Annotated in this window: 29 protein-coding genes; 16 read left to right on the top strand and 13 right to left on the bottom strand. The window is 49.6% G+C overall.

Features of this window, described 5'->3' with window-relative positions; translation table 11 throughout:
* Nucleotides 1-2: 2 nt before the first annotated feature.
* The 10 genes from hisC to NWAT_RS01490 all read right to left on the bottom strand — a co-directional run bounded on the left by hisC (nucleotide 3) and on the right by NWAT_RS01490 (nucleotide 8,038).
* Nucleotides 3-1,085, bottom strand: coding sequence for a histidinol-phosphate transaminase (hisC, locus tag NWAT_RS01535; RefSeq protein ID WP_013219392.1), 1,083 nt, complete (start codon nucleotides 1,083-1,085; stop codon nucleotides 3-5).
* A gap of 2 nt (nucleotides 1,086-1,087) precedes the next feature.
* On the bottom strand, nucleotides 1,088-2,389 hold the full coding sequence (gene hisD / locus NWAT_RS01530) for a histidinol dehydrogenase (protein ID WP_013219391.1): 1,302 nt from the start codon (nucleotides 2,387-2,389) through the stop codon (nucleotides 1,088-1,090).
* A complete protein-coding gene (hisG, locus tag NWAT_RS01525; RefSeq protein ID WP_041350830.1) occupies nucleotides 2,382-3,023 on the bottom strand; it encodes an ATP phosphoribosyltransferase in 642 nt (213 codons plus the stop codon). Before hisG ends, hisD begins: the two co-directional genes overlap by 8 nt.
* Complete coding sequence (gene murA / locus NWAT_RS01520; protein WP_013219389.1) at nucleotides 3,016-4,311, bottom strand: UDP-N-acetylglucosamine 1-carboxyvinyltransferase; 1,296 nt, start codon at nucleotides 4,309-4,311, stop codon at nucleotides 3,016-3,018. The genes hisG and murA overlap by 8 nt, the downstream gene beginning before the upstream one ends.
* A 66-nt stretch (nucleotides 4,312-4,377) precedes the next feature.
* Nucleotides 4,378-4,605 (bottom strand): BolA family protein, encoded by a 228-nt coding sequence (locus NWAT_RS01515; RefSeq protein ID WP_013219388.1) that lies wholly within the window; start codon nucleotides 4,603-4,605, stop codon nucleotides 4,378-4,380.
* 98 nt (nucleotides 4,606-4,703) lie between these two features.
* Entirely contained in the window at nucleotides 4,704-5,348 is a 645-nt protein-coding gene (locus NWAT_RS01510) for an MlaC/ttg2D family ABC transporter substrate-binding protein (protein WP_041350385.1), read from the bottom strand.
* Nucleotides 5,349-5,471: 123 nt separating this feature from the next.
* Nucleotides 5,472-5,843 carry an STAS domain-containing protein gene (locus tag NWAT_RS01505; RefSeq protein WP_013219386.1) on the bottom strand — a complete coding sequence of 124 codons (372 nt, stop codon included), beginning with the start codon at nucleotides 5,841-5,843 and terminating at the stop codon, nucleotides 5,472-5,474.
* Between the two features lie 60 nt (nucleotides 5,844-5,903).
* Nucleotides 5,904-6,371 (bottom strand): outer membrane lipid asymmetry maintenance protein MlaD, encoded by a 468-nt coding sequence (gene mlaD / locus NWAT_RS01500; RefSeq protein WP_013219385.1) that lies wholly within the window; start codon nucleotides 6,369-6,371, stop codon nucleotides 5,904-5,906.
* 3 nt (nucleotides 6,372-6,374) lie between these two features.
* A complete protein-coding gene (gene mlaE, locus NWAT_RS01495) occupies nucleotides 6,375-7,157 on the bottom strand; it encodes a lipid asymmetry maintenance ABC transporter permease subunit MlaE (RefSeq protein ID WP_013219384.1) in 783 nt (260 codons plus the stop codon).
* A complete protein-coding gene (locus NWAT_RS01490) occupies nucleotides 7,154-8,038 on the bottom strand; it encodes an ABC transporter ATP-binding protein (RefSeq protein ID WP_013219383.1) in 885 nt (294 codons plus the stop codon). The genes mlaE and NWAT_RS01490 overlap by 4 nt, the downstream gene beginning before the upstream one ends.
* A gap of 448 nt (nucleotides 8,039-8,486) precedes the next feature.
* Here NWAT_RS01490 and NWAT_RS01485 point away from each other — a divergent pair, with 448 nt between their 5' ends.
* The 15 genes from NWAT_RS01485 to mgtE all read left to right on the top strand — a co-directional run bounded on the left by NWAT_RS01485 (nucleotide 8,487) and on the right by mgtE (nucleotide 20,887).
* On the top strand, nucleotides 8,487-9,314 hold the full coding sequence (locus NWAT_RS01485) for an MlaA family lipoprotein (protein WP_013219382.1): 828 nt from the start codon (nucleotides 8,487-8,489) through the stop codon (nucleotides 9,312-9,314).
* Between the two features lie 112 nt (nucleotides 9,315-9,426).
* A complete protein-coding gene (locus tag NWAT_RS01480; RefSeq protein ID WP_013219381.1) occupies nucleotides 9,427-10,419 on the top strand; it encodes a KpsF/GutQ family sugar-phosphate isomerase in 993 nt (330 codons plus the stop codon).
* Nucleotides 10,420-10,439: 20 nt separating this feature from the next.
* The gene (kdsC, locus tag NWAT_RS01475; RefSeq protein ID WP_013219380.1) at nucleotides 10,440-10,961 is read left to right on the top strand and encodes a 3-deoxy-manno-octulosonate-8-phosphatase KdsC; all 522 of its coding nucleotides are present in this window, start codon (nucleotides 10,440-10,442) and stop codon (nucleotides 10,959-10,961) included.
* 19 nt (nucleotides 10,962-10,980) lie between these two features.
* Nucleotides 10,981-11,532 carry an LPS export ABC transporter periplasmic protein LptC gene (lptC, locus tag NWAT_RS01470; protein ID WP_013219379.1) on the top strand — a complete coding sequence of 184 codons (552 nt, stop codon included), beginning with the start codon at nucleotides 10,981-10,983 and terminating at the stop codon, nucleotides 11,530-11,532.
* The gene (gene lptA, locus NWAT_RS01465; RefSeq protein WP_013219378.1) at nucleotides 11,510-12,328 is read left to right on the top strand and encodes a lipopolysaccharide transport periplasmic protein LptA; all 819 of its coding nucleotides are present in this window, start codon (nucleotides 11,510-11,512) and stop codon (nucleotides 12,326-12,328) included. The genes lptC and lptA overlap by 23 nt, the downstream gene beginning before the upstream one ends.
* Nucleotides 12,325-13,050, top strand: a complete 726-nt coding sequence (gene lptB, locus NWAT_RS01460; protein ID WP_013219377.1) for an LPS export ABC transporter ATP-binding protein — start codon at nucleotides 12,325-12,327, stop codon at nucleotides 13,048-13,050. Before lptA ends, lptB begins: the two co-directional genes overlap by 4 nt.
* 77 nt (nucleotides 13,051-13,127) lie before the next feature.
* Nucleotides 13,128-14,576, top strand: a complete 1,449-nt coding sequence (locus tag NWAT_RS01455; protein ID WP_013219376.1) for an RNA polymerase factor sigma-54 — start codon at nucleotides 13,128-13,130, stop codon at nucleotides 14,574-14,576.
* Between the two features lie 29 nt (nucleotides 14,577-14,605).
* Nucleotides 14,606-14,932 (top strand): ribosome hibernation-promoting factor, HPF/YfiA family, encoded by a 327-nt coding sequence (hpf, locus tag NWAT_RS01450; protein WP_013219375.1) that lies wholly within the window; start codon nucleotides 14,606-14,608, stop codon nucleotides 14,930-14,932.
* 13 nt (nucleotides 14,933-14,945) lie between these two features.
* Nucleotides 14,946-15,431, top strand: coding sequence for a PTS sugar transporter subunit IIA (locus NWAT_RS01445; protein ID WP_013219374.1), 486 nt, complete (start codon nucleotides 14,946-14,948; stop codon nucleotides 15,429-15,431).
* Between the two features lie 35 nt (nucleotides 15,432-15,466).
* Nucleotides 15,467-15,985, top strand: a complete 519-nt coding sequence (locus NWAT_RS01440; protein ID WP_232420176.1) for an HPr kinase/phosphorylase-related protein — start codon at nucleotides 15,467-15,469, stop codon at nucleotides 15,983-15,985.
* A gap of 59 nt (nucleotides 15,986-16,044) precedes the next feature.
* Complete coding sequence (rapZ, locus tag NWAT_RS01435) at nucleotides 16,045-16,890, top strand: RNase adapter RapZ (RefSeq protein WP_013219372.1); 846 nt, start codon at nucleotides 16,045-16,047, stop codon at nucleotides 16,888-16,890.
* On the top strand, nucleotides 16,887-17,303 hold the full coding sequence (locus NWAT_RS01430; RefSeq protein ID WP_013219371.1) for a PTS sugar transporter subunit IIA: 417 nt from the start codon (nucleotides 16,887-16,889) through the stop codon (nucleotides 17,301-17,303). The genes rapZ and NWAT_RS01430 overlap by 4 nt, the downstream gene beginning before the upstream one ends.
* Nucleotides 17,290-17,559, top strand: a complete 270-nt coding sequence (locus NWAT_RS01425) for an HPr family phosphocarrier protein (RefSeq protein WP_013219370.1) — start codon at nucleotides 17,290-17,292, stop codon at nucleotides 17,557-17,559. The genes NWAT_RS01430 and NWAT_RS01425 overlap by 14 nt, the downstream gene beginning before the upstream one ends.
* A 51-nt stretch (nucleotides 17,560-17,610) precedes the next feature.
* Nucleotides 17,611-19,359: a phosphoenolpyruvate--protein phosphotransferase gene (gene ptsP / locus NWAT_RS01420; RefSeq protein ID WP_013219369.1), complete on the top strand. Its 1,749-nt coding sequence runs from the start codon at nucleotides 17,611-17,613 to the stop codon at nucleotides 19,357-19,359.
* 169 nt (nucleotides 19,360-19,528) lie between these two features.
* Entirely contained in the window at nucleotides 19,529-20,887 is a 1,359-nt protein-coding gene (gene mgtE, locus NWAT_RS01415) for a magnesium transporter (RefSeq protein ID WP_013219368.1), read from the top strand.
* 185 nt (nucleotides 20,888-21,072) lie between these two features.
* Here mgtE and mdh read toward each other — a convergent pair whose 3' ends face one another.
* Nucleotides 21,073-22,008: a malate dehydrogenase gene (mdh, locus tag NWAT_RS01410; protein WP_013219367.1), complete on the bottom strand. Its 936-nt coding sequence runs from the start codon at nucleotides 22,006-22,008 to the stop codon at nucleotides 21,073-21,075.
* Between the two features lie 195 nt (nucleotides 22,009-22,203).
* Between mdh and NWAT_RS01405 the strand changes: the two genes are divergently transcribed.
* Nucleotides 22,204-23,358, top strand: a complete 1,155-nt coding sequence (locus NWAT_RS01405) for an MFS transporter (RefSeq protein ID WP_013219366.1) — start codon at nucleotides 22,204-22,206, stop codon at nucleotides 23,356-23,358.
* A gap of 108 nt (nucleotides 23,359-23,466) precedes the next feature.
* Here NWAT_RS01405 and fba read toward each other — a convergent pair whose 3' ends face one another.
* Nucleotides 23,467-24,531 (bottom strand): class II fructose-bisphosphate aldolase, encoded by a 1,065-nt coding sequence (fba, locus tag NWAT_RS01400; RefSeq protein ID WP_013219365.1) that lies wholly within the window; start codon nucleotides 24,529-24,531, stop codon nucleotides 23,467-23,469.
* A 133-nt stretch (nucleotides 24,532-24,664) separates the two neighbouring features.
* Complete coding sequence (pyk, locus tag NWAT_RS01395; RefSeq protein ID WP_013219364.1) at nucleotides 24,665-26,116, bottom strand: pyruvate kinase; 1,452 nt, start codon at nucleotides 26,114-26,116, stop codon at nucleotides 24,665-24,667.
* Nucleotides 26,117-26,129: the final 13 nt, after the last annotated feature.

Below are 26,129 nucleotides of genomic sequence, written 5' to 3'. Positions count from 1 at the left end.
GTTTAGCTATTTTGCTCAGCTTTTAGCGCCTCCAAAAAGGCGTTATTTTCATCTGCCGTGCCTACGGTCACCCGGAGGCAATCCGTTAGCAGACCACCCTGGCCGGAAAGGTTCTTAATTAAGACCCCCCGCTCCTTGATAGCAGTGAAAATTGCCTCGGCCCGATGGGTGGGAGTACGGAAAAGAATAAAATTTGCATCACTAGGATAAACTTGAATTCCTGGTAACTGCTGCAAAGCCTTCTGCAACTGTGCCCGAGCCTCGCAGATGAGCCGGGCCTGCTCATCTAATCCCCCTGGCTGCTCCAAGGCAAATTCGGCGCTGACTTGGGTTAATTGATTAATATTATAGGGTAACCGTACTTTTTCTAGCTCCTTGATCCAAGCTGGACTCCCCATCAGCATCCCCAGCCTGAGACCCGCCAGGCCAATCTTAGAGAGCGTTCGCATAACTAAGAGGTGCTCATAGTCCTCTAACCGGGGCATGAAGGTTTTACCTGCAAACACGCTATAGGCTTCATCCACGATGACAAGCCCAGGAGAAGCTTCAATAATGACTTGTAAGTCCCTAGCGGAGAAAAGATTACCGGTGGGATTATTGGGATAGGCGATAAAAACAACTGCTGGCTCTCGCTCCCCAATAGCTTGTAGCATTGCTGGCAAATCTAAAGAAAAATCCTCCCGCAAAGCTACTCCCTGATATTGCAGCCCCAGCAGAGCAGCAATCTGTCGGTACATGACAAAAGTGGGTTCTGGGGCAACCACGGATCGCCCTGATCCCGCCACGGCCAGTAACACCATCTGGATCAACTCATCGGAACCATTCCCCAAAACCATCTCCATACCTTCCGGGAGAACCAGATACTGCCGGAGACGGAGCTTGAGGGTGCGAGCTTGCGGGTCTGGATAACGATTAACGCTGACTTGCCGCAACCGCTCCAACCAAGCCTCTACTAATTCCGGCGACCAAGTATAGGGGTTTTCCATGGCATCCAGTTTGATTAAATCCGCTGCATCGGCGACCCGATAGGCAGAGAGTCGCTGTATCTCTGGACGAATCCATTGGGCAACCCGGTTTTTTGCCATGGTTACCCTTTTAAACGGTATTCCGCTGAGCGGGCATGGGCGGTCAGCCCTTCGCCGCGCGCCAGCACCGAAGCCACGCGCCCCAAAGTTTGGCTACCCTGAGGCGAGCATTGAATCAAGCTGGAACGCTTCTGAAAGTCATACACGCCCAAGGGCGAGCTGAAGCGGGCAGTGCGTGAGGTGGGCAGCACATGGTTAGGACCGGCGCAGTAATCGCCGATAGCTTCAGCAGTATACCGTCCCATAAAGATAGCCCCGGCATGACGGACCCGGGAAGCTAACGCTTGCGGATCTTCCACCGAAAGCTCTAAGTGCTCAGGAGCGATAAAGTTGATAACTTCTAAAGCTTGATCCAGATCCTCTACCTTAATCAGGATACCGCGAGACCGCAGGGAATTCGCAATCACCTCATGCCGCTCTAGGGTAGGTAGCAACCGCGCTATGGCCTCCGTGACTTCATCCAAAAAAGCACCGTCGGGGGAGAGCAAAATGGCCTGGGCCGTCTCATCATGCTCCGCCTGGGAGAATAAATCCATAGCAATCCACTCCGGCTCTGTTCTCCCATCGCAGAGCACCAAGATCTCGGAAGGCCCGGCAATCATGTCGATTCCCACTTGGCCAAAAACCATACTTTTAGCCGTGGCCACATACATATTACCCGGACCGACAATTTTATCCACCCGGGGTACGCTTTCAGTACCAAAAGCCAAGGCAGCAACCGCCTGCGCGCCACCCACGGTAAACACCCGATCCACGCCCGCAATAGCCGCTGCTCCTAGCACAAGATCGTTCATCTCGCCCTTGGGTGTTGGCACCACCATAATCAGTTCGGAAACACCTGCCACCTTTGCCGGGAGGGCATTCATCAATACGGAAGAAGGATAAGCCGCCTTACCACCAGGCACATAAAGCCCCACCCGATCCAGGGGCCTCACCTGCTGGCCAAGCAAAGTACCATCTGGCTCGGTATAACTCCAAGATTCCTGCTTTTGATGGCGGTGATAGGCGGTGATGCGTTCAGCCGCCACCTGGAGTGCTTCCCGCTGCTCCCTGGAAATGCCTACTAACGCCGCCTGTAAACGAGAGATTGGGATTTCAAGCTCTGGAGCCCGGGCTATTTCTAGGCCATCAAAACGTTGGGTATACTCTAGCAGGGCCTCATCCCCCCGGCAGCGGATCGCCTTGAGAATCTCCCTCACGGTAGCTACCACCGTTTCATCCGCAACTCCTTCCCAAGCCAAACGCCGCTCCAGGCAGGGCCAAAAATCTCCCTGGACAATGTCTAAGCGCGCCATCTCAACCATGCTGCTTCTCCACAGCTTCAGCCATTAGGCAAATAAATTCCTTGATACGCTGGTGTCTCATCTTCATGGAAGCCTTGTTAACCACCAAACGTGAACTGATATCGGTAATATGTTCTAACGGGGCTAAACCATTGGCCCTAAGGGTATTGCCTGTATCCACCAAATCAACAATGCGATCGGCAAGCCCCACTAGCGGCGCTAATTCCATGGAGCCATAAAGCTTGATCACTTCTACCTGCTCCCCCCGCTCAGCATAAAAACGGCGGGTACTATGTACATATTTAGTGGCAATTCGCAGGCGCCCCGAGCGGGGAGTTACCTCAGGCTCACCGGCAACCATCATACGGCAGCAGGCTATCCGTAAATCCAAAGGTTCGTATAACCCGTTCCCCGGATGCTCCAGCAAGACATCCTTACCTGCTACGCCAAAATCAGCAGCCCCATACTCCACGTAGGTAGGCACATCGGCTGCACGGATAATCACTAGCTTAAGATCAGCCTGATTGGTATCAAGCACTAATTTACGGCTAGTTTTCGGATCATCGCGGGGATAGATACCAGCAATCGCCAGTAAAGGCAGTATTTCTTGAAAGATTCGCCCCTTGGAAAGCGCCAGCTTAAGTGGTTCAACCATAAGCAGCATAGATCTTGCCGGGAGCATAGCTCGAAACGCGGCGAATCTTGGCTCCCAATTGTTGCAGTTTTTCCTCAATGCACTCGTAGCCGCGGTCGACGTGGTAAATACGATCCACCGCAGTGACTCCCTTAGCAACTAGTCCCGCCAAAACCAAGCTGGCCGAAGCACGCAGATCCGTTGCCATCACGGGAGCACCGGTCAGCGTTTCTACCCCGTTGGTGAAAGCAGTATTACCCTCCAACCGAATAACCGCTCCCATCCGCTGTAGTTCCTGGACATGCATAAAACGATTTTCAAAAACGGTTTCGGTAATCGTACCACTCCCCTCTGCAACAATATTCAAGGTAGTAAATTGAGCCTGCATATCAGTGGGAAAAGCAGGATAAGGAGCGGTGCGGATATCCACTGCACGGGGCCGACGCCCTTTCATATCTAAAACAATCCAATCCTTCCCCGTATTGATTTCAGCACCAGCTTCCTCTAGCTTCAACAATACGGCCTCTAAACTTCCAGGGTTGGTATTTTTAAGCTTCACTCGCCCGCCCGTCAAGGCTCCAGCCACTAGGTAGGTACCCGTCTCGATACGATCAGGAAGCACCGTATGAGAGGCGCCACCCAGGGAATCAACTCCCTCAATGACCAAGGTATCGCTACCCATACCACTAATTCTAGCCCCCATCTGGTTAAGGCAGTGCGCCAAGTCCACTACCTCCGGCTCACGAGCGGCATTTTCTATAAAGGTCGTCCCTTCAGCTAAAGTGGCCGCCATCATCAAGTTCTCGGTTCCCGTTACCGACACGCGATCCATAAACAGCCGTGTGCCCCTTAGCCGTCCCTGGGAACGAGCGCAAATATACCCTTCTTCCACGGTAATGGTTGCGCCCATAGCCTGTAAACCATGGATATGAAGGTTGACTGGCCGGGAACCAATAGCACAACCTCCGGGCAAGGATACATCTGCTCTTCCATAACGGGCCAATAGCGGTCCTAACACCAGAATAGAAGCGCGCATCGTTTTGACTAGATCATAAGGGGCATAAAATTCCTTTAGATTCCGGGTATCTACCTCAATATTAAGGTGTTCATCCACCATGAGCTGAGCCCCCATGCGTCCAAGCAGCTCCATGGTCGTGGTGATATCATGCAGGTGGGGGATATTGCAGATTTTAACGGGTTCGCTCGCAAGTAACGTTGCTGCGAGTATGGGTAAGGCAGCATTCTTAGCACCCGAGATACGTATTTCTCCGTCCAGAGAAATGCCACCATTAATCAAGAGCTTATCCATAAAACATCGGCTTCCAAGGTGTGATCGTCCGCTCTGGATGCGACAGGCGAGAAAAATACCCTTTCCCTAGCTTTCTCCAGGAAGCCGGGTACGAATAGCTAAAGCGTGCAAAGCGGATTTGAAACTGTCGCCCAAGGCTTCATACACCATGCGGTGCCGCTCAAGTAAGCTCTTACCTCTGAAACCCTCATACACAACGAGGGCCTCAAAATGATGGCCATCTTCACTATGCACGGCAACTTCTGCTTCGGGTAAGCCGGTTTCTATCATGCGTTTGATTTCGCTAGCATTCATGTGGGTTATCCCAATTCAAGCATAATGGGGCCAGAGAATACCCCCTTGGTCTAGACATGTCACCCCCATAGTTTAAATTTCTTAACATACTCAGTAAATTAGCCGCCGGTTTTTTGATTTTTTTCCTTTAACTTATCAATGAGCTGATCAAGTCCCCCATGACGTATCTCATTAGCAAAATTAGTCCGATGGTTAGTTACCAAGCTTACGCCACCAATTCTTATGTTATAGACCTTCCAGCTTTTTTCTTTTTCATACAAATCCACTTCCATAGAAATGGGCGATCCCCCCCTGGCCTGTTCAATCTCCATGCGAACAGGAATCTTTTCAGCCTCTTTCGGCCCTCTCAATGGCAAATAATTAATCTTCTCGTCACTATATTTCAGCAAGGCTGTAGAATAGGTCCGAACCAGTAAGGTTTGAAACTCGTCCACAAAACGTTGCTGCTGCTCCACTGAGGCTTGCCGCCAGTACTTTCCAAGCACCAACCGGGAAATACGTTGAAAATCAAAATGAGGTACAAGAATTTCTTTGACCAAATCGTAGATCTGCTCCGGATGAGCTTCCAGCTCTTCCCTTTTTTCCCGCAAGGTCTGGAGCATGCGTTCAGAGGTTTTCTCCACTAATTGCTGGGCTGAGGCGGTAGGTAGCGGATCAGCCTGGATGAAAGAGGAGTTAAAGCCAAAAATCGTTAATATCAAAAATGCAGCTAAACCCACATCCCGCCGACGATACTTATCCATCACGTTTCTCCACATTAATCTTTCTCTCCTCCATAATCCCTTTTGCACTTCCGGCTCTGTATGGGAAAATTTACATAGTCCGCAGTCCTTTTGCCATACCCAGCAACTATAGGCGCATAAAAATCACGAGTTCAAGGGAGAGATGAATTTTTTAGCTTGGCCTAAAGTTAATGATGGCCCGCCCAGCGCTTGTTTCTCGCTCAAAGGAAGTATTTGGTCCAGACTACTGATCTGAGCAAGCGCTAGCATCTGAGCTGGAATATTTAAAAACCGGAGGTTTTTATTTTCCTTCTTGGCGTAGCGCAGCCAAGCAATCAACAAAGCAAGACCGGCGCTATCAGTACGAGAAACTTCCCGCAAATCAATGCGGAGATCCTTCCCGGCCCCCTTAAATAGCGCTAACCCCTTTACAGCTACTTCCGGCACAGTGTTGAAGGTCAATTCACCTACCATCCGAAAATGCCCCTTCTGCTGGGATTCAATATGGAAAATCATTCACTATTTGCACTCAACGAGAACATAAACCTTGACCCATCTCAGCTTACCCTGGCACGGCTAAGAATCTCCAGCAGCCTTACTATAGAGAAATTGACCAATAAGCTCCTCAAGCACCAGAGCGGATTGGGTAAGCGTGATTTCACCACCTTCTTTAAGATAGGCCTCAGCTCCTCCTGGCTCCAAGGCAATATATTGCTCGCCCAACAACCCAGAAGTATAGATGCTGGCCGAAGTATCCTCAGGCAGATAGTTATACTGAGCTTCAATATGCATTTTTACCTGAGCTCCATAAGTTTGGGGATCTATTTGGATAGAGACCACCCGGCCGATAGTGACCCCAGCCAAAGTCACCGGAGAGCGCACTTTAAGGCCCCCAATATTCTGGAATTCCGCCACTACGGAATAAGTGTTTTTTTGCGCCATTAAGCTTAAATTACTTACCCGCATGGCCAACATAAAAAATGCCGCCAAACCAGCAGCCACAAATAGGCCCACAATCAATTCTACCGTTCGAGACTGTCTCATTACCTATTCGGCTCCAAACATTAGAGCGGTGAGTACAAAATCTAATGCTAGCACCGCAAAAGCAGAATGAACTACGGTGCGGGTAGTCGCGCGCCCGACTCCGTCAGAGGTGGGGACGGTATCGTAACCCTCAAAAACAGCTATCCAGGTAACTACGATTCCAAACACAATACTTTTAATAACACCGTTGAGCACGTCTTCTTCCCAATCAGTGCTGGCTTGCATCTGCGACCAAAAAGCACCTTCATCCACGCCCAATAACCCTACTCCCACGAAATATCCTCCCAACACCCCCACAGCACTGAAAATCGCCGCCAATAGCGGCATAGAAAAACAACCTGCAAAAAAGCGGGGAGCAGCTATTCGGCGCACAGGATCAACCGCCATCATCTCCATCCCTGACAACTGCTCCGTTGCCTTCATAAGCCCAATTTCAGCAGTGAGCGCGGAACCCGCCCGCCCCGCAAAAAGCAAAGCACTGACCACTGGCCCCAACTCTCGAACCAAGGAAAGCGAGACAATCACCCCCAGTGATTCTTCGGCGCCAAAATCAACAAGCGTATTATAGCCTTGAAGTCCTAAGACCATACCAACAAAGGCTCCTGATACCACAATGATGGGCAGAGTTAAGACTCCTACTGAATACACCTGGGTAATTAGCAAGGGAAAACGTAGTAAGAGGGCAGCAATACTGAGTAAGAGTTGTCCTAAAAAAAGGTGGCCTCGACCCAAACGTTCAAAAGTTCCTAGCCCCCAACGGCCTAGGCGGAGAAGGGCCTCAATCACGATACCTCCGGTGAGGCATGCCGCCTCAACAGATATTTTAAACGCCCTAGAGAACGGACTGGGGCGGATTTCTCTACATCCAATAGGTCTTCAGCGTAGTCCCTGCCGGGGTAGTGAAATGGCACTGGCCCATCAGGCAAGCCTCGCATAAACTGCTTAACAGCCGCGGAACAAGAGCGATCAATCTTGCTAGGCGTGCCATGCTCCACCACTCGTCCCCCCGATAGGATGTAAATATAATCCGATATAAAAGTCGCCTCCTGGACATCATGAGAAACAATGATACTCGTTAACCCAAGAGCATCATTGAGTAAACGAATAAGCTGTACCAGAGTACCCATGGAGATGGGATCTTGACCCGTAAAAGGCTCATCATACATGATCATCATAGGATCTAATGCAATCGCCCGCGCTAATGCTACCCGCCGAGCCATACCCCCGGAAAGCTCGCTAGGCATGAGTTGGCGGGCGCAACGCAGCCCCACGGCGTGGAGCTTGATAAGCACCAGATCATGGATCATAGCCTCAGATAAATGAGTATGCTCTCGCAATGGGAAAGCGACATTGTCAAATACCGAGAGACCGGTAAGTAAAGCACCCGTTTGAAACAACATCCCTATACGTTGACGCAAAGCGTAAAGCTCCCCGCTGGACAGGGCGGAAACCTGATGGCCATCAACTTCCACTGTCCCCCCATCAGGATACAGTTGCCCCCCAATCAAGCGTAGGAGCGTGGTTTTACCTGTCCCGCTGGGCCCCATAATGGTGGTCACCTTACCTCGCTGGATATCAATATCTATCCCCTTGAAAATAGCGCGACTTCCGTGGGAAAAATGTAGACCTCGGATCTTGACTAGCGAGGTATCCAGTTCTGCACTCATATCCTGATTTCGGTTAATTCTCAAGGTTATTCATGGCGGCTCGCAACGATCATTAGACTCGCCGCCCATTACCGAGCCTTAGATAATGACGGGGATGAAATTTCCCTACTGACCTTATCCTTAATAAGAATCTTCTAAGTTTCATTGAGGTCCATTCCCAAGTCAAATATCATTGTCTTACTACTTTAAATATGCCCTTAGAGAAAGCCACCATGGGAACCCATAACCATCCCATATTTTAAAGGGTTGATCCCCTTTTCCCCGCATGCGATGATTAATTCTGCTCAGAGCGCGAAGAATATAAGGTGAATAATCTTCTAAATCAACAAGAAGCACAGCTAGGTACTCAAACTGCTTTTCTTGACACTTCTAATCTAAGCCTAGAATATGACGATAAATGCAAGCATCAATCATAGAGAGTCAATTTGAAGCTAAGTTGAGGCGAGTTATGAACTATACATCTGCAATGGTACTATGGGCCAAGCTCACGCTACTAGGAATACTCCTCAGCTTATCAGCTGGCTGCGCAACTAACGCTACCTATGATGCTTCCCATGACCCTTTTGAAGGCTTTAACCGCGCCATTTACAAATTCAATGATGCTGCCGATCGCTATGTTATGAAACCCATTGCGAAGGGTTATGATAAAGTCGTACCCACCCCTGTTGACAAAGGCATTACTAACGTTTTCAGCAATCTTAATGACTTGATCGTTGGCTTAAACGGCATCTTGCAAGGTAAATTCCAGCAAGGGTTAACAGATTTTGCCCGCTTCCTAGCCAATAGCACTGTGGGTATTGGAGGACTGTTTGATGTAGCCACCTCGGGCGGGATGGTTAAACACGACGAAGATTTTGGGCAAACACTGGGAGTCTGGGGGTTCAATACCGGTCCTTATCTGGTTTTACCCCTCCTCGGAGCCAGTAATATTCGAGATGGAGTAGGACTAGGCGTTGATGCGCTAACCTGGCCTGTTAGCTATATGGGAAATTTTGGGACAAGGTTAGGGCTAGCAGGGATACGAACGGTAGATCTCCGGGCGGATTTACTTGAAGCAACCGATATTCTAAAGGAAGCCGCTTTAGATCCTTATGTCTATACCCGGGAAGCCTTTCTGCAGCGCCGTAAATTCCTAGTATATGATGGCAAAATACCTAAGGAAGAAATACCCGAAGAGGAATTCGAATTCGACGATGAATTCGGTGAGGAAGAAGAAATACCTGAGGAACCTGCAGGGCCTTCTTCCCCGCTGCCTCCTTATTTTCCAGACCGCTAAGTCGAATAGGTGGGCCTGCTTTAGATCCTTGAAATGGGGAAATTCTCGGCTTCTACCTACGATTATCGTTAACGTTAACCTAGCTGTCGCTCAAGAGCTATAACCTCCCTTGATGTCTATTGCCCACAATGATGATACGGATAAGCGGCTGCTTCAACTAGGAGCCGCTGTTATCGACACTGAGGCCCGGGCGGTAGCAGCGCTACGAACTCGAATCAATGAAAACTTTGCTGCCGCCTGTAAATATATGCTGGCCTGCGAAGGCCGTATCGTTATTCTAGGAATGGGCAAATCAGGCCATATTGGCGGCAAAATTGCCGCTACTCTTGCCAGTACGGGTACGCCAGCTTTTTTTGTCCACCCTGGTGAGGCCAGCCACGGGGATCTGGGCATGATTACCGAAAAGGATGTGGTACTAGCACTTTCAAATTCCGGAGAGACCGAAGAAATCTGTACTATTCTCCCTCTTATCAAACGCCTAAGCGTTCCACTGATTGCCCTGACTGGTCAACCCCAGTCGACTCTAGGAAGGGTTGCTGACGTCCACATTGATATTAGTGTCGAAAAAGAAGCCTGCCCCCTCGGACTGGCGCCGACGGCCAGCAGCACGGCAACCCTGGTCATGGGCGATGCTCTAGCTATTGCCTTGTTGGAAAGCCGAGGGTTCACAGCGGAAGACTTTGCCCGTTCCCACCCAGGTGGCCGCCTGGGGCGACGTCTTTTGCTTCGCATTAGCGATATCATGCACAAAGGTGAAGAAATACCAGCCATTCTAGAGAATGTACTGCTAAGCGCCGCTTTGCTAGAAATGACCCGTAAAGGGCTAGGAATGACGGCTGTCGTCAACGCGCAAAACCATGCCGTAGGAATCTTTACCGACGGTGATTTGCGCCGCGCCCTTGACCAAGGGATTGATGTCCATGCTACCCCGATTACCGAAATTATGACTGCTAATTGCAAAACCCTAGGCCCCAATCTACTCGCCGCTGAAGCATTGCAAATAATGCAGCGTTATCGTATTAATGCCCTCCTTGTAGTAGACACTGAGCAACGCTTAATCGGCGCTCTCAATATGCATGATTTACTTCGAGCCGGTGTCTTGTAAAAAATAATGGGATAAGCGCCATGCGTGAGGTATTTGCCAAAGCCTCGGCTATAAAACTTGCTCTTTTCGATGTGGATGGCGTACTCACCGATGGCGGCCTTTATCTTGACGATAATGGTCAGGAGTACAAAGTTTTTCATTCTCGTGATGGCCATGGCATGAAAATGCTACAACATACAGGCGTTAAAATTGGAATCATTACGGGCCGAACTTCCCGTGTAGTCGAATACCGCATGGAAAACCTTGGAATTACTTTGGTGTACCAAGGACAAAAGATTAAGCTCCCCGCCTACGAACATCTGCTTGAACAGCTTAACCTTCAACCCCATGAGACTGCCTATGTGGGCGATGATGTCGTAGATTTGGCTATTATGCGGCGAGTGGGGCTTGCCATCGCGGTCCAAGATGCTCATCCGCTCGTCAAGCAACACGCTCACTGGATTACTCCCCACCTCGGTGGCAAAGGTGCTGCGCGTGATGTCTGCGAGCTTATTATGGAGGCTCAAGGAACGCTTAAAGCCCAGCTGGAGAAATATTATTAAACTAACCCGCTTTTGGGGAATGGTGATACTAACGCTTATCGCTACTGTGACAGCCTGGGAATTATTACAGGAAGAATCCGCATATGCTCCTGGGGGCGATCTGAATAGACGCACCACCGATTACTTCATGGAGGAATTCACCTCGACGCTAATGGACCCACAAGGCCTACCTCTTTACCGGCTAGCAGGTACTCATATGGCCCACTACCTAGATAACGACACTATAGAGATTACGGCACCAGATGCCGTTTTTTATCAACAGGCTAAAGCCCGTTGGAAAGTCGTGGCCGAACAAGGGTTAACCAATAGCCAAGGTGATGAAATTGATCTTCTGGGAGAAGTTATTATTCACCAATTAGGAGCTGATTCAAAAACCATTAATATGAAAATATTAACCCGAAATGTACGGGTTAAACCACAAGCAAAGTACGCCGAAACCCAACAACCGGTCACCCTGCTCAATAGCTTCGGCAAAACCCACTCCATAGGTGCTCGAGTCTATCTAAAAGAGGGCCGTATAGAATTATTATCGCAGGTAAGAGGGAACTATGATCTGGCGCCTAAGCCTTAAATTAACGGCTGCTTGGTTTATCATCGGTAGCCTAAGTATTGAAACCGCCCTGGCCCTATCTAGCGATTCTGAGCAACCCATTCATATTGAAGCTGATCGAGGGGAACTTGATGACCGCGAGCAAGTTGCTGTTTATAGTGGCAATGTCCACCTCACCCAAGGAACCCTGCGAATTGACTCTGATACGCTTACTATCTACTACACGCTAGATAAAAAACTTGAAAAGGCCGTTGCCGAGGGGCAGCCCGCCTGGTATCGGCAACGGCCCGACAACAGTAAGGAGGATATCCGGGCCAAGGCGCTGCGAATGGAATACCATGCCGATACTACAACCATCCATCTACTGCAGAAAGCCCATATTTGGCAGGGTACAAACGAGTTCACGGGTGATCGCATCGTCTATAATACGGAACGTGATATTGTGAGGGGTGAAGGCTCCGAAACGGGAGTGGGGCGCATCCATGTGACGATACATCCGGCCGATGACGGCCCACCAACCAGCGAATCCACTCCTGAAAATACAACCCCTACCCCACTCTCGGAAAATGAAAAGAATGACCGCCAGCCATTCACGGATGGGAGAACCACGACTTGGCTCAAGCTGCGTACTGGTCCCGGTACCGAGTACCCTAAAGTAGCGCTTCTCCCGCCTCGAACTCAGGTGGCAATCTTAGGGCGGCAAGATAAATGGTTACACATTGCTATCCTTATCAAGGGCGAATCGGTCGAAGGCTGGAGCCATATAGATTTTATTCGATTGCCCGTCGAGCGTGAAGATAACCGCATCGCCCCATGAGCAAGCTGTCAGCCCATCGCCTTGCTAAGTGCTACCAATCCCGCTGGGTAGTCAAAGATGTTTCGTTAGAGATTTCAAGCAGTCAGATCGTAGGCCTGCTAGGCCCTAACGGCGCGGGTAAAACGACGTGTTTCTACATGCTGGTTGGCTTAATACCAGCCGATAGGGGGCTTATTTCTCTAGACCATCATGATATTACCTCTTATCCCATTCACCGCCGTGCTCGACTAGGGATCAGCTATCTTCCCCAAGAAGCCTCAGTTTTCCGCAAGTTGACGGTAGCCAACAATATTATGGCCATCGCGGAAACTCGACGGGATCTTACAAAATCGGCTCGCAAACACCTTGTGGACCAATTATTGCGCGAACTCAATATCACCCATATAAAAAATACCTTGGGCATGAGCCTCTCAGGCGGAGAGCGGCGGCGTGTTGAAATTGCTCGTGCGCTGGCGGTGGAACCACAGTTTATACTGCTAGACGAACCTTTTGCTGGTGTTGATCCTATTTCAGTGCTCGATATTCAGGGTATTATTAGACACTTAACAGAACGAGAGATTGGTGTTTTGATTACCGATCACAACGTCCGGGAAACCTTGGGAATTTGCCAATATGCTTACATTGTTAATGAAGGTGAAGTAATTGCTAAAGGTAAGCCCCAGGAAATCCTTGATAACGAGCGAGTAAAGGAAGTGTATCTGGGGTACAATTTTTATCTTTAACTTCTATTATGGTATGTTTCTTGCTAAATAATATATCGTAAGATAGATTGCAGTATAATGGCAGGCAAATCTCAGGCATGAAAACATCTCTTCAATTACGCCTTGGGCAGCAACTAACGATGACGCCCCAGTTGCAGCAAGCCATTCGTTTGCTGCAGCTTTCAACCTTGGAACTGCAAACTGAGATCCAACAGGCATTAGAGTCTAATCCACTGCTTGAGCAAAACGAAGAGAGGCAGGAGCCTTTAGAAACCGATGGCTTAAAGAACGAAGTTCTTGATCCTGAAGGCAGTGAGCTAACAGCTTCACTGGCCCAAGAGACAATCCCAGAGGAATTACCCGTAGACACTAACTGGAACGATATCTATGACAGCTCACCGTTGCCGGGTACCTCTGGAAGCGAATCCTCACCCGATCTAGAAAATCAGGACAAGGGGGGAGAAACCTTGCAAGAACACTTGCTATGGCAGGCACATTTGGCTACCACCAACGAGAAAGATTTTGCCATCGCAGCCACTATTATCGATTCGATTAATGAAGAAGGCTATCTATGCAGTACCTTCGAAGAAATACAAGCAAGCCTAGGAAAGGACATAGAGGTCGAGCTTGATGAAATCAAAACCATATTGCACCAGATACAGAATTTCGAGCCTTCTGGGGTTGGCGCACGTGACTTAGCTGAGTGTCTGTTGCTACAACTGAAACAGTATCCTCCCACTACCCCTTGGCTAAAAGAAGCCAAACTGCTCCTATCCCAACATCTCATAACACTGGGGAAACGGGACTATATGCAATTGATGCGGGTGATGAAATTATCGGAACAAGAACTACAAGCAGTTATCCATTTAATTCAATCGCTCAATCCGCGGCCGGGTCATCAAATACAGCCGAGTAAAACCGAATACGTCGTACCTGATATCTATGTCACTAAACACAAAGGCTGTTGGCAAGTCGAACTTAATCCCGATACCGCCCCGCGCTTACGGGTCAATGCTCAATATGCTAGTCTTATTAAACGGGCTGACGATAGTCTCGCTAACAGCTATCTCAAAAACCAACTCCAAGAAGCCCGCTGGTTTCTTAAAAGCCTGCACAGCCGCAATGAAACCTTACTTAAAGTCACCTGTTGTATTGTTGAGCGGCAGCAGGGTTTTTTGGAGCACGGTGAAGAAGCCATGCGTCCTTTAGTGTTACACGATATTGCGGAAGCGGTCTCCATGCATGAATCTACGGTTTCTCGGGTCACCACCAACAAATACATGCATACTCCACGGGGAATTTATGAGCTAAAATACTTTTTTTCCAGCCATGTGGCTACCAGCAGTGGGGGAGAGTGCTCCGCAACGGCTATCCGTGCTCTTATCAAGAAATTAATCGCTGCGGAAAAACCTCGCCAACCTCTAAGCGATAGTAAAATCGCCCAAACCCTGGCCGAACAAGGCATCAAAGTGGCACGGCGTACTATTGCCAAATATCGGGAAAACCTAAGCATACCCCCTTCCAACGAGCGAAAACGCTTGATCTAGATAACGGCAAACAAAATAGGGAGCAGCCCATGCAAGTCAATATCACTGGCAATCGCATTGAGATTACGCAAGCACTACGCAACTATATAGAAAATAAGTGCGAGCGTTTAGAACGCCACTTTGACCAATTGATTCACCTTCATATAGTCCTCAGTGTAGAAAAAATGAGGCAGAAAGCGGAAGCAACCCTGCATCTTAGTGGCGCCAATGTATTCGCCTCTGCTGAGGATGAGGATATGTATGCAGCCATAGATGATCTGACAGACAAACTAGATCGGCAAATAAAAAAACACCGGGAAAAGCTAACCGACCATCGCCGGAGCGAGGGCATAATAAAAAAACAGCAGCAAGGATAGGCCAACCAAGGTTATGCAAATTACCAAGCTCCTTGGTCCCGATCAAGTTGCTGCTGGCACCCTTGCAAGCAGCAAAAAGCGGGTTCTAGAACAGCTTAGTGAACTGCTCGCCCGAGGCGCGGATAACCTGAATTCAACGGATATCTTTGATTGCCTGCTTGCTAGGGAACGACTTGGCAGCACAGGTTTAGGACATGGAATCGCCATTCCCCATGCCCGCATGAAAGGCAATCAACACACGTTAGCGGCTTTAATCTGCCTAGACCAGGGAATTGATTTCGATGCCATGGATCAGCAGCCGGTGGATATATTCTGCGCTCTGCTGGTACCTGAAGAATCAACGCAAATCCACGTGCAATTGCTCGCCCGGTTAGCAGAAATGTTTCGTGATCCGGAGCTATGTGCCTACCTGCGGAAAGCTAAAGACCCAAATGTTCTCCTGGAAACTCTGAAAGAATGGGAGCAGAACTCCACTCCCTCGAATGTTGCTACCAAGTGAGATTGCAGGGCGTGAGCAACCCTAATGAAAATAAGATGACAAGCCACGGCGTACTGCTCATAATATTTGACTGTGGCGTTCTATTAACGGGAGAAAACAGCGTTGGTAAAAGCAGCCTAGCTCTAGAATTAATCAGGCGGGGGCATCGTTTAATAGCAGACGATGCCCCTCTCTTTCAACGCACGTCAGCGGCCCGATTAGTGGGTAGCTGTCCCCATCTATTGCAGGATTTTCTAGCTGTACCTGGTTTGGGGGCTATCAATATTCGTGCTATCTACGGCGAGCAAGCTATTGCCGTGCAGCACCTTCTTGATCTCGTCATCCACCTTATCCCTAGCAAACCCATCGAACCCCTCACCCGCAACCTAGGCCAGTGGGAGCGGTTAAAGGTGAAAGTACCTGAGATCACCCTGCCTCTAATGGGTACTATGCAGCCAGCCACAGTGATAGAAACGGCGGTCCAAGACCATCAACTGCGGATTAAAGGTTACGATGCATTACTTGAGCTGCAGCAGCGGCAACAAGAGCTACTCACCCCCCTCTCATCCAGGTAAAAGCAGGAGAGCGCCTTAGGGATTTGATCATTTGATGAAGGAGAACCGGCAAAGTACTCATGAAATTGCTTATTATCAGTGGTGTATCAGGATCAGGCAAAAGTATTGCCCTCCACGCCTTAGAAGATCGGGATTACTACTGCATTGATAACCTGCCTATTTACCTCCTTCCCACCTTTGCCAAGAAGATGCAGCAGGACGCCCGCCAGCTCCGTGCCGCCGTCGGTATTGATGCCCGCAATCTTCCTCAGGAATTACAGCAGTTTCCGCAGATTCTGGAGGAAATAGAAAAGGCGGGAATCCACTGCCATATCATTTTCCTTGATGCCAGTGATGCGACGCTTCTTAAACGCTTTAGCGAAACTCGCCGCAAGCATCCACTGAGCCATATTCCCCTAGCCGAGGCAATTCGCTGCGAGCGGGCCTTATTAGAAACCATTGCTGAAAAGGCCGATCTCAGGATCGACACTACCTGTACCACAGTACATCAACTCCGGGACTTAATCAGTGAGCGGATTGACGACAGCGTACGTCCAGGGATGTCGCTACTATTCCAATCTTTTGGCTACAAACATGGGGTTCCCCTCGACGCTGACTTTGTGTTTGATGTTCGCTGTCTTCCCAACCCCCACTGGGAACCTCATTTGCGTCCTTTAAGTGGTCGTGACTCAGAAGTAATTGCCTACCTCAAGCGTCATAAGACAGTCACCCAAATGCAGCGGGACTTGATTACCTTCCTACAACATTGGCTGCAGCGGTTTCAAAACACCAATCGCAGTTACTTGACTGTGGCTATCGGATGCACAGGGGGGCAGCATCGTTCAGTTTATTTAGCCGAGCAGCTCAAAGCCCATTTCCACTCCTTGCATGCTCGAGTACTTTGCCGCCACCGGGAGTTATCATGACCGTTGGCGTGCTGATCATCACTCACGGCAATATTGGCTCATCCTTATTAGATACGGCCAATGACATGCTGGGAAGCTGTCCCCTCCAGCTCAAAATACTCCGAGTTACCCGTGCTTCTCACCCCGATGCCTTACAGCGGCAAGCAAAAGAGATGATAAACTGCCTGAACATGGGCCAAGGAGTTTTGGTGCTCACCGATATGTACGGTTCCACCCCCAGCAATATCGCCTGCTACGTGGCGAATGAACAGCAGGTGCAGGTCGTTACGGGTCTGAACTTACCGATGCTAATACGGGTGCTAAATTACCCTCGTTTGAGCCTCACTAAACTGACAGAAAAGGCAGTAAGCGGTGGGCGTGAAGGAGTTTGCGCCTGCCCCACCACAATGAGGACACAGGATGACACAAAATGAGGTGACTATTATTAATAAACTGGGACTACATGCCCGCGCCGCAGCCAAATTCGTCACGCTAGCATCACGCTTTAAAAGCGAGATACGTATTCAACGGGGAACAAAGGAAGTCAATGGAAAAAGCATCATGGGGGTAATGATGCTAGCCGCCTCTCAGGGAACGCGCCTGTCTATTGTCGCCTCGGGGCCAGATGAGAAGGAAGCGCTAGAACAGTTACAGGCGCTGGTCAATAAGCGATTTGGAGAGCATGAATAATAGCAAGCCCCATCCTCTTATTAGGGGACAAAATTGCTTTAGGGTCTTGCAATGACCCTTGAACTGCATGGGATCGGTGTCTCCCGAGGCGTTGCTATCGGTAAAGTCCATATGCTTTCCCGCGATCAACCCGAAGTCAGTGAGTACATCCTGCCATCGAATCTTATCGAAAGTGAAGTTCAACGGTACCAAGCGGCACTGGCTACTGCCAAGGTGCAGCTACAGTCTATCCAAGAGCAAATTCCGAATAATATCTCGACCGATATCGCTGCTTTTATCAGCACCCACCTGCTCATGCTCGAAGACAAAGCACTGGCTACTGTACCTGTGGAACTTATAATAACCAGGCACTGCAATGCCGAATGGGCGCTTAAACTACAGCGTGACGCTCTGGTCAGCGTCTTTGATGAAATGGACGATTCTTATCTTCGTACCCGCAAAAACGATGTAGATCATGTCGTTAACCGCATTCTACGCACACTCACTAATCAGGAAAGCCCCTACCACGAAGCCCCTAGCGGCCGCCTTAAAGGATATATTTTATTAGCCGACGACTTAACCCCGGCGGATATTGTCCTGATGCAGCAACAGCAAGTAGGTGGTTTTGCCACTGAACGTGGCGGTGCTAATTCTCATACCAGTATTCTTGCTCGTAGCTTGGGTATTCCTGCTATCGTTGGCCTACGCAGCGCACGCCGTTACATCCAAGATGATGAATTACTCATCATCGATGGCGGACAAGGAATCTTGCTTGCAGGAGTCGATGACTCCCTTATTAAGAAATTTCAGCAAAGACGGGCCAACCAACAACACCGGTTAGCAGCTCTAGCAGCATTTCGGAGTCAGCCTGCGGTTACCCTTGAAGGACAACCCATTACGCTGGAGGCTAACATTGAATTGCCGGAAGATTTACCTCTCGTGGCTGATTCTGGCGCCGAGGGAATCGGCCTCTACCGCACTGAATTTTTATACATGAATCGTACTACTCTTCCCGACGAAGAAGAACAGCTAAAAGCCTATGCGCGGGTGGTGGAAGCCATGAAGGGAGGACCGGTAAACATTCGTACGGTCGATCTGGGTGCTGACAAGACGGTGGATGGAAGCCATAGTAATGCCTCGATTGCCACTAACCCCGCCTTAGGACTGCGTGCTATTCGCCTATGCTTGCGAAAACCAGGGCTATTTCGCCCCCAATTACGGGCCATTCTCCGGGCCTCGGCACAGGGTCCCGTGCGGTTGCTATTACCGATGATCTGCACCCTCCAGGAACTGACCCAGGTCATGGCATTATTAGAGGACTGCAAACGGGAACTTAAACACCAAGGACTGAAATATGACCCCGCCTTGCCAGTAGGCGCTATGATTGAAGTTCCCGCTACGGCTATTTGTGCCGAGGCTTTCGCCCGCCACCTGGATTTCCTTTCCATCGGTACCAATGATCTCACTCAATATACGCTTGCCATTGACCGTATTGATGATGAGGTGAACTACCTCTATAGTCCCTTGCATCCAGCAGTCCTGCATCTCATCCATCACACCATCGCTGCCGGAGAAAAAACAGGCACGGCAGTCTCCCTCTGCGGAGAAATGGCGGGAGACATTCACTATACTCGACTGCTGTTAGCGTTAGGATTGCGAGATTTTAGTATGCACCCCGCCTCCCTATTGGAGGTCAAACAGGTGATTACCGAAAGCGATCAACGCAAGCTAAAGAAATTAACTCAGCAGATTTTAGAATGCTGCGATCTCTCGGAAATGCAAGTGCTATTAGAACAAATTAATGAAGACCTACCCAATTAATTCCTCTTAAGAGCAAACACCTTTTCCTCTAATCCATTAAACTCGCTTCTCCAAATTTTTACTCTGCTTAAACTATAATGGTGTCCAACTCCTCCCATCCCTCTGTAGAATATAAAATACTTCAAACCTGTTTCCTCTATCCTCATTAATTCAATACGAGGAGTTACTCATGCTGCAATCCACCTCCCCAGGAAGGGGAAACGAGCACTTAAATGCCCTGGCAGCGGCACTTGAAAGCGGCCGCATGGTGCGCCTACGGCGCCTGCTCAGCAGCCTGCATCCTGCTGAAGTTGCTCATTTACTAGAGTCACTGCCGCCCTCAACCCGGCATTTAGCCTGGCGGTTCGTGAGCACCGACCATCGGGGTGAAGTTTTAAGCTATGTTGGCGATGAGGTGCGTTCCGATCTCATGGACAATATTGCGGTAGCAGATCTGGCTTCGCTGACAGAGGACCTGGACCCCGACGATTTGGCTAGCATTCTTCGGGATCTGCCCGAAGCAGCAATCGAACAGGTTTTGCATACTATGGATGCTCAGAATCGGCACCGCTTGGAAACCGTACTCTCCTACCCGGAAGATACCGCAGGCGGCCTCATGAATACCGATACCATCACCGTTCGCGCTGATGTCACCCTAGATGTCGTCCATCGCTACCTGCGTCTCCTAGGAACGCTACCCGACGCCACAGACAGCTTGTTCGTCGTGGACCGGGAAGATAAATACCAAGGAATATTACAGCTTACTACGCTGCTAACGCGAAAACGGGAACTGACAGTAACGGAAGTAATGTCCCATGGCGTAGAAAGCATTCCTGCCTTGCTGCCTGCTGCTGAGGTAGCCCAACGCTTTGAGAAACAAGACTTGATTTCGGCGCCTATTGTGGATGAGAAGGGAAAATTACTGGGCCGAATCACTATTGATGACGTGGTTGACGTGATTCGAGACGAGGCGGATCGCTCCTTGATGAATATGGCGGGATTTACTGAGGATGAGGATACATTTGCCCCGGCGCTGATCAGCCTGCGGCGACGTTCCCTCTGGTTGGGGATCAATCTGATGACCGCCTTCCTCGCAGCCTGGGTTATTGGACTGTTTGAGGCAACTATCCAGAAGCAAGTGGCCCTGGCGGTACTCATGCCCATCGTGGCCAGCATGGGAGGCATTGCTGGCAGTCAAACGCTTACCTTGATCATCCGCGCTACTGCCCTTGGCTATCTTAATCAAAGCAATATCCGCTGGCTTCTAGGCAAAGAGCTAGCCTTGGGAGCCCTTAATGGTCTCCTGTGGGCAGCGGTCATAGGCGTAGTCTCTGCTATCTGGTTTGAAGGAATTGGATTAGGTATTTTGATTGGGTCCGCCATCATTATCAATCTAATTTTCGCTGCCCTTTCAGGGGTTGTTGTTCCGCTTTTTTTACGGCGGATAGGGGCTGACCCGGCCCTGGCTGGAGGCGTCCTCCTTACCACCATCACCGATGTAGTGGGCTTCATGGCCTTTCTAGGGTTTGCAACGCTTTTTTTAGTTTGACTAAGAACCTAATCTAGGGTTAGGGAAATAATGGCGCTATAAAACTACTCTGGTCCTTGCCTATTGCCGGCCTTTTGCCCCCTTCCTGGTCTGAAGGCGGTCCGAAGCTTATGGCGCCATTCAGGGCCAGGAAAACCAAACGATCAATGTTTTAAAGGAGACATTATCTATCCCCCGTTCCCTCCTTAAGTCCTTGTAAGGTGAGTAAGATCAGACCGAATAGCCTCTACCGAGCGCTTAAATTGCCCTTGTTCTTCTTCGGTCAGGGGTAATTCCACAATACGCTCTAAGCCGTCCCCTCCCAGGATGCTGGGAACTCCCATCGCCACTTCGTTTTCACCATACTCGCCTTCCAGGATCGCCACGCAGGGTAGGATACGCTTGCGGTTATGGCGAATTGCATCGACCATCCCTGCAATAGCTGCTGCTGGTGCATCGTAGGCGCTGCTGGTCTGCCGCAGGCGGAGAATTTCAAAGCCTCCATGGCGAGTTCGATCGATAATTTTTTCAATGACCTCTTGCTCAAGGAAATGAGTCAAGGGTATTCCACCAATCGTTGTGTAGCGAATAAGCGGCAGCATGGTATCCCCATGCCCGCCTAGTACCATCGCCGAAATGTCTTTAACTGATAAACCCGTCTCGCCGGCAATAAAACTGGCCATCCGTGCCGAGTCCAATACGCCTGCTTGGCCAAATACCCGCGCTCGATCCCAACCGCAGTGACGCCAGGCATGATAGGTCAGTACATCCACAGGGTTAGTTACAATCATCACTAAAGATTGCGGGGCAAAACGCATCACGTTATTCATGATGTCGGTAATAATGGGAAGATTAGAATCCAAAACATCAGAACGGGACATCCCTGGTTTTCTTGGCTTACCCGCCGTGATCACAACTAAATCCGAGTCTGCAATTAACTCATAGTTAGTTGAGCCCGTTACCCAAGCATCAAAACCAAATAAGGGTGCTGATTGTTGAATATCCAGAGCAGCCCCTTGGGCGACTCCCTCTTGTACATCAAGTAACACCAATTCTTGGCAAAGCTCATTTTTGACAAGGAACTGAGCCGTTGCTTCACCTACCCGACCCGCGCCTACAATGGTGATTTTCTTTATCGCCATGGTCTACTCCTCCATTTCGGCTAGTTAGATTAGATCAAATTCTAGTCCCTGGACAGGCTCCTGTCCGAGTAAATGCCGATCTGATTTTGTATTGGTACAATAACTCATCATTATAAATAGCGTAGATCTTTCCTTTCCATGGTGTTTAATCTTTGTTTAGTCCAGCACACCAACCGCTGGATTTTCTCCTAACTCATGCAAATAAAAACTCCTACGCCTCCCTACTGGCGCCTCTCCGGGTTCTATTTGTTCTACTTTGCAACGCTAGGTGCGCTGCTCCCCTATTGGAGCCTCTACCTGCAGTCTCTAGGATTTGCTCCCCAGAAGATTGGCGAACTCATGGCTCTACTTATGGCGACTAGGGTTTTAGCGCCTAATATCTGGAGCTATATTGCCGATTATAGCGGCAAACGTATGTTGATCGTCCGTATGGCCTCTTTGCTGGCCGCTCTTGCCTTCAGCGCCGTGTACCTAAATCACGATTATTGGACTCTAGCAGGGATAATGGTGGTCTTTAGCTTCTTCTGGAATGGAACATTAGCCCAAGTTGAAGTCACTACCCTAACTCATCTTGGAAAGAAAACCCACCATTACAGCCGGATTCGCCTCTGGGGTTCGGTGGGCTTTATCCTCAGCGTGGCATTACTTGGCGCTATCTTGGATCGTGCGAGTATAGATCTTTTGCCGACCGTAATTTTGACCTTAATGGCTAGTATTTGGTTAGTGAGCCTTACGGTGCCAGAAAGTAACATGAATCTCCCTCGCAAAGATTGCCGCTCCCTGTGGGAAGTGTTGCAAAAACCGGAAGTTCTGACCTTCTTCGCGGCGGCTTTTCTGATGCAAGCCAGCCATGGCCCCTATTACACCTTTTATACCCTATATATGGAAGGATATGGTTACAGCCGTAGCCTCATCGGTTATTTATGGGCCCTAGGAGTCATCGCCGAGGTAGGATTATTTCTTATTATGCACCGTTTGCTGCTAACATTAGGCGTCCGCTGGATGCTGCTCGGGAGCTTGCTGCTTGCAAGCCTCCGTTGGCTGCTAGTGGGCTTATTCCCCACCCAATTTTCCTTGATGGTCTTTGCGCAAATCTTGCATGCCGCCACTTTCGGTTCTTTCCACGCCGCGGCCATCGATTGGATTCACCACCGCTTTACCGGTGCCCACCAAGGCCGAGGGCAAGCTCTTTACAGCAGCCTTGGCTTTGGCGCAGGGGGAGCTTTTGGAAGTTTTTACAGCGGTCAGCTATGGGCCGTGGAACCTCGCAGCGCCTATCTAACTGCCGCTGCCATTGGGATTGCCGCCTTTTGCCTTGCCTATCCTATCATTAACCGTCCGCCAAGATAGGTCGAGCCCATAAAAAAAGGGCGGAGTTTAGCCCACCCTTTTTTTCTTGAGTACTTCTATCCAAAATCCCCTATGCCTTAGAAATTAAGGATAAAGGTTAATTAATGCTTAGTTAACCCTGGGGTCCAGTTCCCCGCTAGCATAACGCTTAAACATGGCTTCCAGGGAAAGCGGTTTAATCTTAGAGGCATGCCCGGCACAACCAAAAGCTTCGAAACGGGCCTGGCAGATATCCTTCATAGCCGCCGTTGATGCCTTAAGGTATTTACGAGGATCGAAGTTTTTCGGATTCTCAGCTAAATTCTTGCGGATAGCACCGGTTGAGGCAAGCCGCAGATCCGTATCCACATTAACCTTTCGCACTCCATGCCGAATTCCCTCTTGAATTTCTTTTACGGGCACGCCGTAAGTTTCACCGATATCACCGCCAAACTCATGGATGATCTTCAACCAGTCCTGGGGCACGGAGCTGGAACCATGCATGACCAGATGAGTATCAGGAATACGGGCATGGATTTCCTTAATTCGCTCAATGGCTAAAATATCGCCCGTTGGAGGCCGGGTAAATTTATAGGCTCCATGGCTAGTACCAATGGCGATAGCTAAAGCATCCACCTTCGTTTTTTTAACAAAATCCGCAGCCTCCTCGGGATTAGTAAGTAATTGATCATGGCTAAGCTGGCCTTCAGCGCCCGATCCATCTTCCTCGCCCGCCATACCCGTTTCCAGAGACCCCAAGCAACCTAGCTCGCCTTCCACGGAAACCCCGCCGCTGTGGGCCATATCCACTACTTGCCGGGTTACATTGACATTGTATTCGTAACTTGACGGAGTTTTCATATCTGCCATCAACGAACCATCCATCATTACCGAACTAAAACCAGACTGGATGGAACGCAGGCAAACCGCAGGCTCCGCCCCGTGATCCTGGTGCATGCAGATTGGAATGTGAGGGTATTGCTCTACCGCCGCCTCAATCAAATGGCGTAAGAACGGTTCGCCAGCATAGGAACGAGCCCCCGCCGAAGCTTGCATGATGGCGGGGCTATCAACGGCATCGGCCGCTTGCATGATTGAATGAACCTGCTCCATATTATTGACGTTAAAGGCAGGAATACCAAAGCTATGCTCTGCGGCATAATCAAGCAATTGACGCAAGGTTATTAAGGCCATATTTTTTCCTCATACAGTTAGCGACATAATCTGATGTTAAATGACGATTTTTATTCATATTCTTTAAAGGACTATCTTAATAGATAGTTTGAATAATTTTTAACCGCCGATAGCATGAAGGCTATCATTTTCTTTAATTCGTGCCCCCAGGTTCTACCATATTACCGACCTGAACAACTTTCAGCGCGTTAGTGCCTCCCTGCACACCCGTAAGATCCCCTTTGGTAATGATGACCCAATCTCCATCCCGTACCGCTCCTCGGCGTTTTAATTCACCGATTGCCTCGCGGTGAATAAGCACATGGTCGGAAGAATCCATGGCAAAACTTACCGGGCAAACACCGCGATACAGGGTTACCTTTCTACGCGTCTCCACATGCCGCGTCAAGGCATAAATAGGGATAGCGGAACTGATACGGGACATCCATAGAGGGGTAGAACCGGACTCGGTAAGTGCTGCGATTGCCTTAATATCAGAATGATTAGCCAAATACATGGCAGCCATCGCAATCCCCTCATCCACCCGGCTAAAATGGGTACTAATGCGATGACTAGAGACGGTGATTTGGTATTGCTTCTCCGCTTCACGGCAAATCCGATCCATTGCTGCAACCGCTTTACCTGGAAAATCTCCTGAAGCTGTTTCAGCCGAGAGCATCACCGCATCCGTGCCATCCAAAACTGCATTGGCAACATCAAACACTTCAGCCCGGGTGGGGATGGGGTTTGTAATCATTGTCTCCATCATCTGGGTGGCCGTAATCACAACCCGATTCATTTTCCGTGCTAATTGAATGATGTTTTTCTGCACTGGAGGCAAAGCTGCATCTCCAATTTCAACGCCAAGATCTCCCCGTGCTACCATAACTGCCTCAGAGGCGGCAATCATCTCTTCCAAAGTATCCAAGGCTTCGGCGCGCTCGATTTTCGCTACAATTCCGCCCCTTCCACCAGCAGCCTGAAATAACTCCCGGGCCTCGTTTAAGTCGGCGGCACTACGAGGGAAAGAGACTGCTAAGTAATCTGCCTGCATCTCAGCAGCGCATTGGATATCTTGGCGATCCTTGGCAGTCAGTGCCTTGGCCGAAAGCCCCCCCCCTTGGCGGTTAATACCTTTGTTGTTTAACAAAATACCACCAATCACCACGCGGCAAACGATCTTCGAGCCTATGACATCTTCAACCCACAGGACAATCCGGCCATCGTCTAGGAGTAAAGTATCGCCTCGATTGACATCATTCACCAGCGCTTTGTAGGCAACCCCTACTTGGTTTTCATCACCCGCAGTCTCCGGCAGGCTAACGTCTAGGATAAAATGGGCCTTATCCTCCAAGTTTGCCTTACCGGCTTTGAACTTGGCGATACGGATTTTTGGCCCTTGCAAATCGGCCAGTACGCCTACCTGCCGCCCATAGGCTTGAGCCCGATTCCGTAGAATCTCTGCTCGCTCCCGGTGTAATTCATGGGAACCATGGGAAAAATTCAAACGAACCACATCCACTCCAGCTTCGATAACCTGGTCTAAGACTTTTGGATCATCTGTTGCCGGACCTAGGGTTGCGACGATTTTAGTTCGTCTTTGCATAGTTTTTGCGAGG

The organism is Nitrosococcus watsonii C-113 (genome assembly GCF_000143085.1).
GTDB lineage: Bacteria > Pseudomonadota > Gammaproteobacteria > Nitrosococcales > Nitrosococcaceae > Nitrosococcus > Nitrosococcus watsonii.
The sequence above is the reverse complement of the archived record's forward strand: the minus strand, read 5'-3'. Positions and strand labels throughout refer to the sequence as shown.

Bases quoted from the DNA above. Each gene is read 5' to 3' on its own strand.
- NWAT_RS01505 (WP_013219386.1), bottom strand. From the start codon at position 5,843: ATGATTTTCCATATTGAATCCCAGCAGAAGGGGCATTTTCGGATGGTA.
- hisG (WP_041350830.1), bottom strand. From the start codon at position 3,023: ATGGTTGAACCACTTAAGCTGGCGCTTTCCAAGGGGCGAATCTTTCAA.
- hisC (WP_013219392.1), bottom strand. From the start codon at position 1,085: ATGGCAAAAAACCGGGTTGCCCAATGGATTCGTCCAGAGATACAGCGA.
- NWAT_RS01515 (WP_013219388.1), bottom strand. From the start codon at position 4,605: ATGAATGCTAGCGAAATCAAACGCATGATAGAAACCGGCTTACCCGAA.
- NWAT_RS01405 (WP_013219366.1), top strand. From the start codon at position 22,204: ATGCAAATAAAAACTCCTACGCCTCCCTACTGGCGCCTCTCCGGGTTC.
- NWAT_RS01480 (WP_013219381.1), top strand. From the start codon at position 9,427: ATGTCTATTGCCCACAATGATGATACGGATAAGCGGCTGCTTCAACTA.
- NWAT_RS01485 (WP_013219382.1), top strand. From the start codon at position 8,487: ATGAACTATACATCTGCAATGGTACTATGGGCCAAGCTCACGCTACTA.
- NWAT_RS01440 (WP_232420176.1), top strand. From the start codon at position 15,467: ATGACAAGCCACGGCGTACTGCTCATAATATTTGACTGTGGCGTTCTA.
- NWAT_RS01510 (WP_041350385.1), bottom strand. From the start codon at position 5,348: ATGGATAAGTATCGTCGGCGGGATGTGGGTTTAGCTGCATTTTTGATA.
- kdsC (WP_013219380.1), top strand. From the start codon at position 10,440: ATGCGTGAGGTATTTGCCAAAGCCTCGGCTATAAAACTTGCTCTTTTC.
- murA (WP_013219389.1), bottom strand. From the start codon at position 4,311: ATGGATAAGCTCTTGATTAATGGTGGCATTTCTCTGGACGGAGAAATA.
- fba (WP_013219365.1), bottom strand. From the start codon at position 24,531: ATGGCCTTAATAACCTTGCGTCAATTGCTTGATTATGCCGCAGAGCAT.
- NWAT_RS01455 (WP_013219376.1), top strand. From the start codon at position 13,128: ATGAAAACATCTCTTCAATTACGCCTTGGGCAGCAACTAACGATGACG.
- pyk (WP_013219364.1), bottom strand. From the start codon at position 26,116: ATGCAAAGACGAACTAAAATCGTCGCAACCCTAGGTCCGGCAACAGAT.
- rapZ (WP_013219372.1), top strand. From the start codon at position 16,045: ATGAAATTGCTTATTATCAGTGGTGTATCAGGATCAGGCAAAAGTATT.
- NWAT_RS01490 (WP_013219383.1), bottom strand. From the start codon at position 8,038: ATGAGTGCAGAACTGGATACCTCGCTAGTCAAGATCCGAGGTCTACAT.
- lptA (WP_013219378.1), top strand. From the start codon at position 11,510: ATGATCTGGCGCCTAAGCCTTAAATTAACGGCTGCTTGGTTTATCATC.
- hisD (WP_013219391.1), bottom strand. From the start codon at position 2,389: ATGGTTGAGATGGCGCGCTTAGACATTGTCCAGGGAGATTTTTGGCCC.
- lptC (WP_013219379.1), top strand. From the start codon at position 10,981: ATGGTGATACTAACGCTTATCGCTACTGTGACAGCCTGGGAATTATTA.
- NWAT_RS01425 (WP_013219370.1), top strand. From the start codon at position 17,290: ATGACACAAAATGAGGTGACTATTATTAATAAACTGGGACTACATGCC.
- mgtE (WP_013219368.1), top strand. From the start codon at position 19,529: ATGCTGCAATCCACCTCCCCAGGAAGGGGAAACGAGCACTTAAATGCC.
- hpf (WP_013219375.1), top strand. From the start codon at position 14,606: ATGCAAGTCAATATCACTGGCAATCGCATTGAGATTACGCAAGCACTA.
- mdh (WP_013219367.1), bottom strand. From the start codon at position 22,008: ATGGCGATAAAGAAAATCACCATTGTAGGCGCGGGTCGGGTAGGTGAA.
- lptB (WP_013219377.1), top strand. From the start codon at position 12,325: ATGAGCAAGCTGTCAGCCCATCGCCTTGCTAAGTGCTACCAATCCCGC.
- ptsP (WP_013219369.1), top strand. From the start codon at position 17,611: ATGACCCTTGAACTGCATGGGATCGGTGTCTCCCGAGGCGTTGCTATC.
- NWAT_RS01445 (WP_013219374.1), top strand. From the start codon at position 14,946: ATGCAAATTACCAAGCTCCTTGGTCCCGATCAAGTTGCTGCTGGCACC.
- mlaD (WP_013219385.1), bottom strand. From the start codon at position 6,371: ATGAGACAGTCTCGAACGGTAGAATTGATTGTGGGCCTATTTGTGGCT.
- NWAT_RS01430 (WP_013219371.1), top strand. From the start codon at position 16,887: ATGACCGTTGGCGTGCTGATCATCACTCACGGCAATATTGGCTCATCC.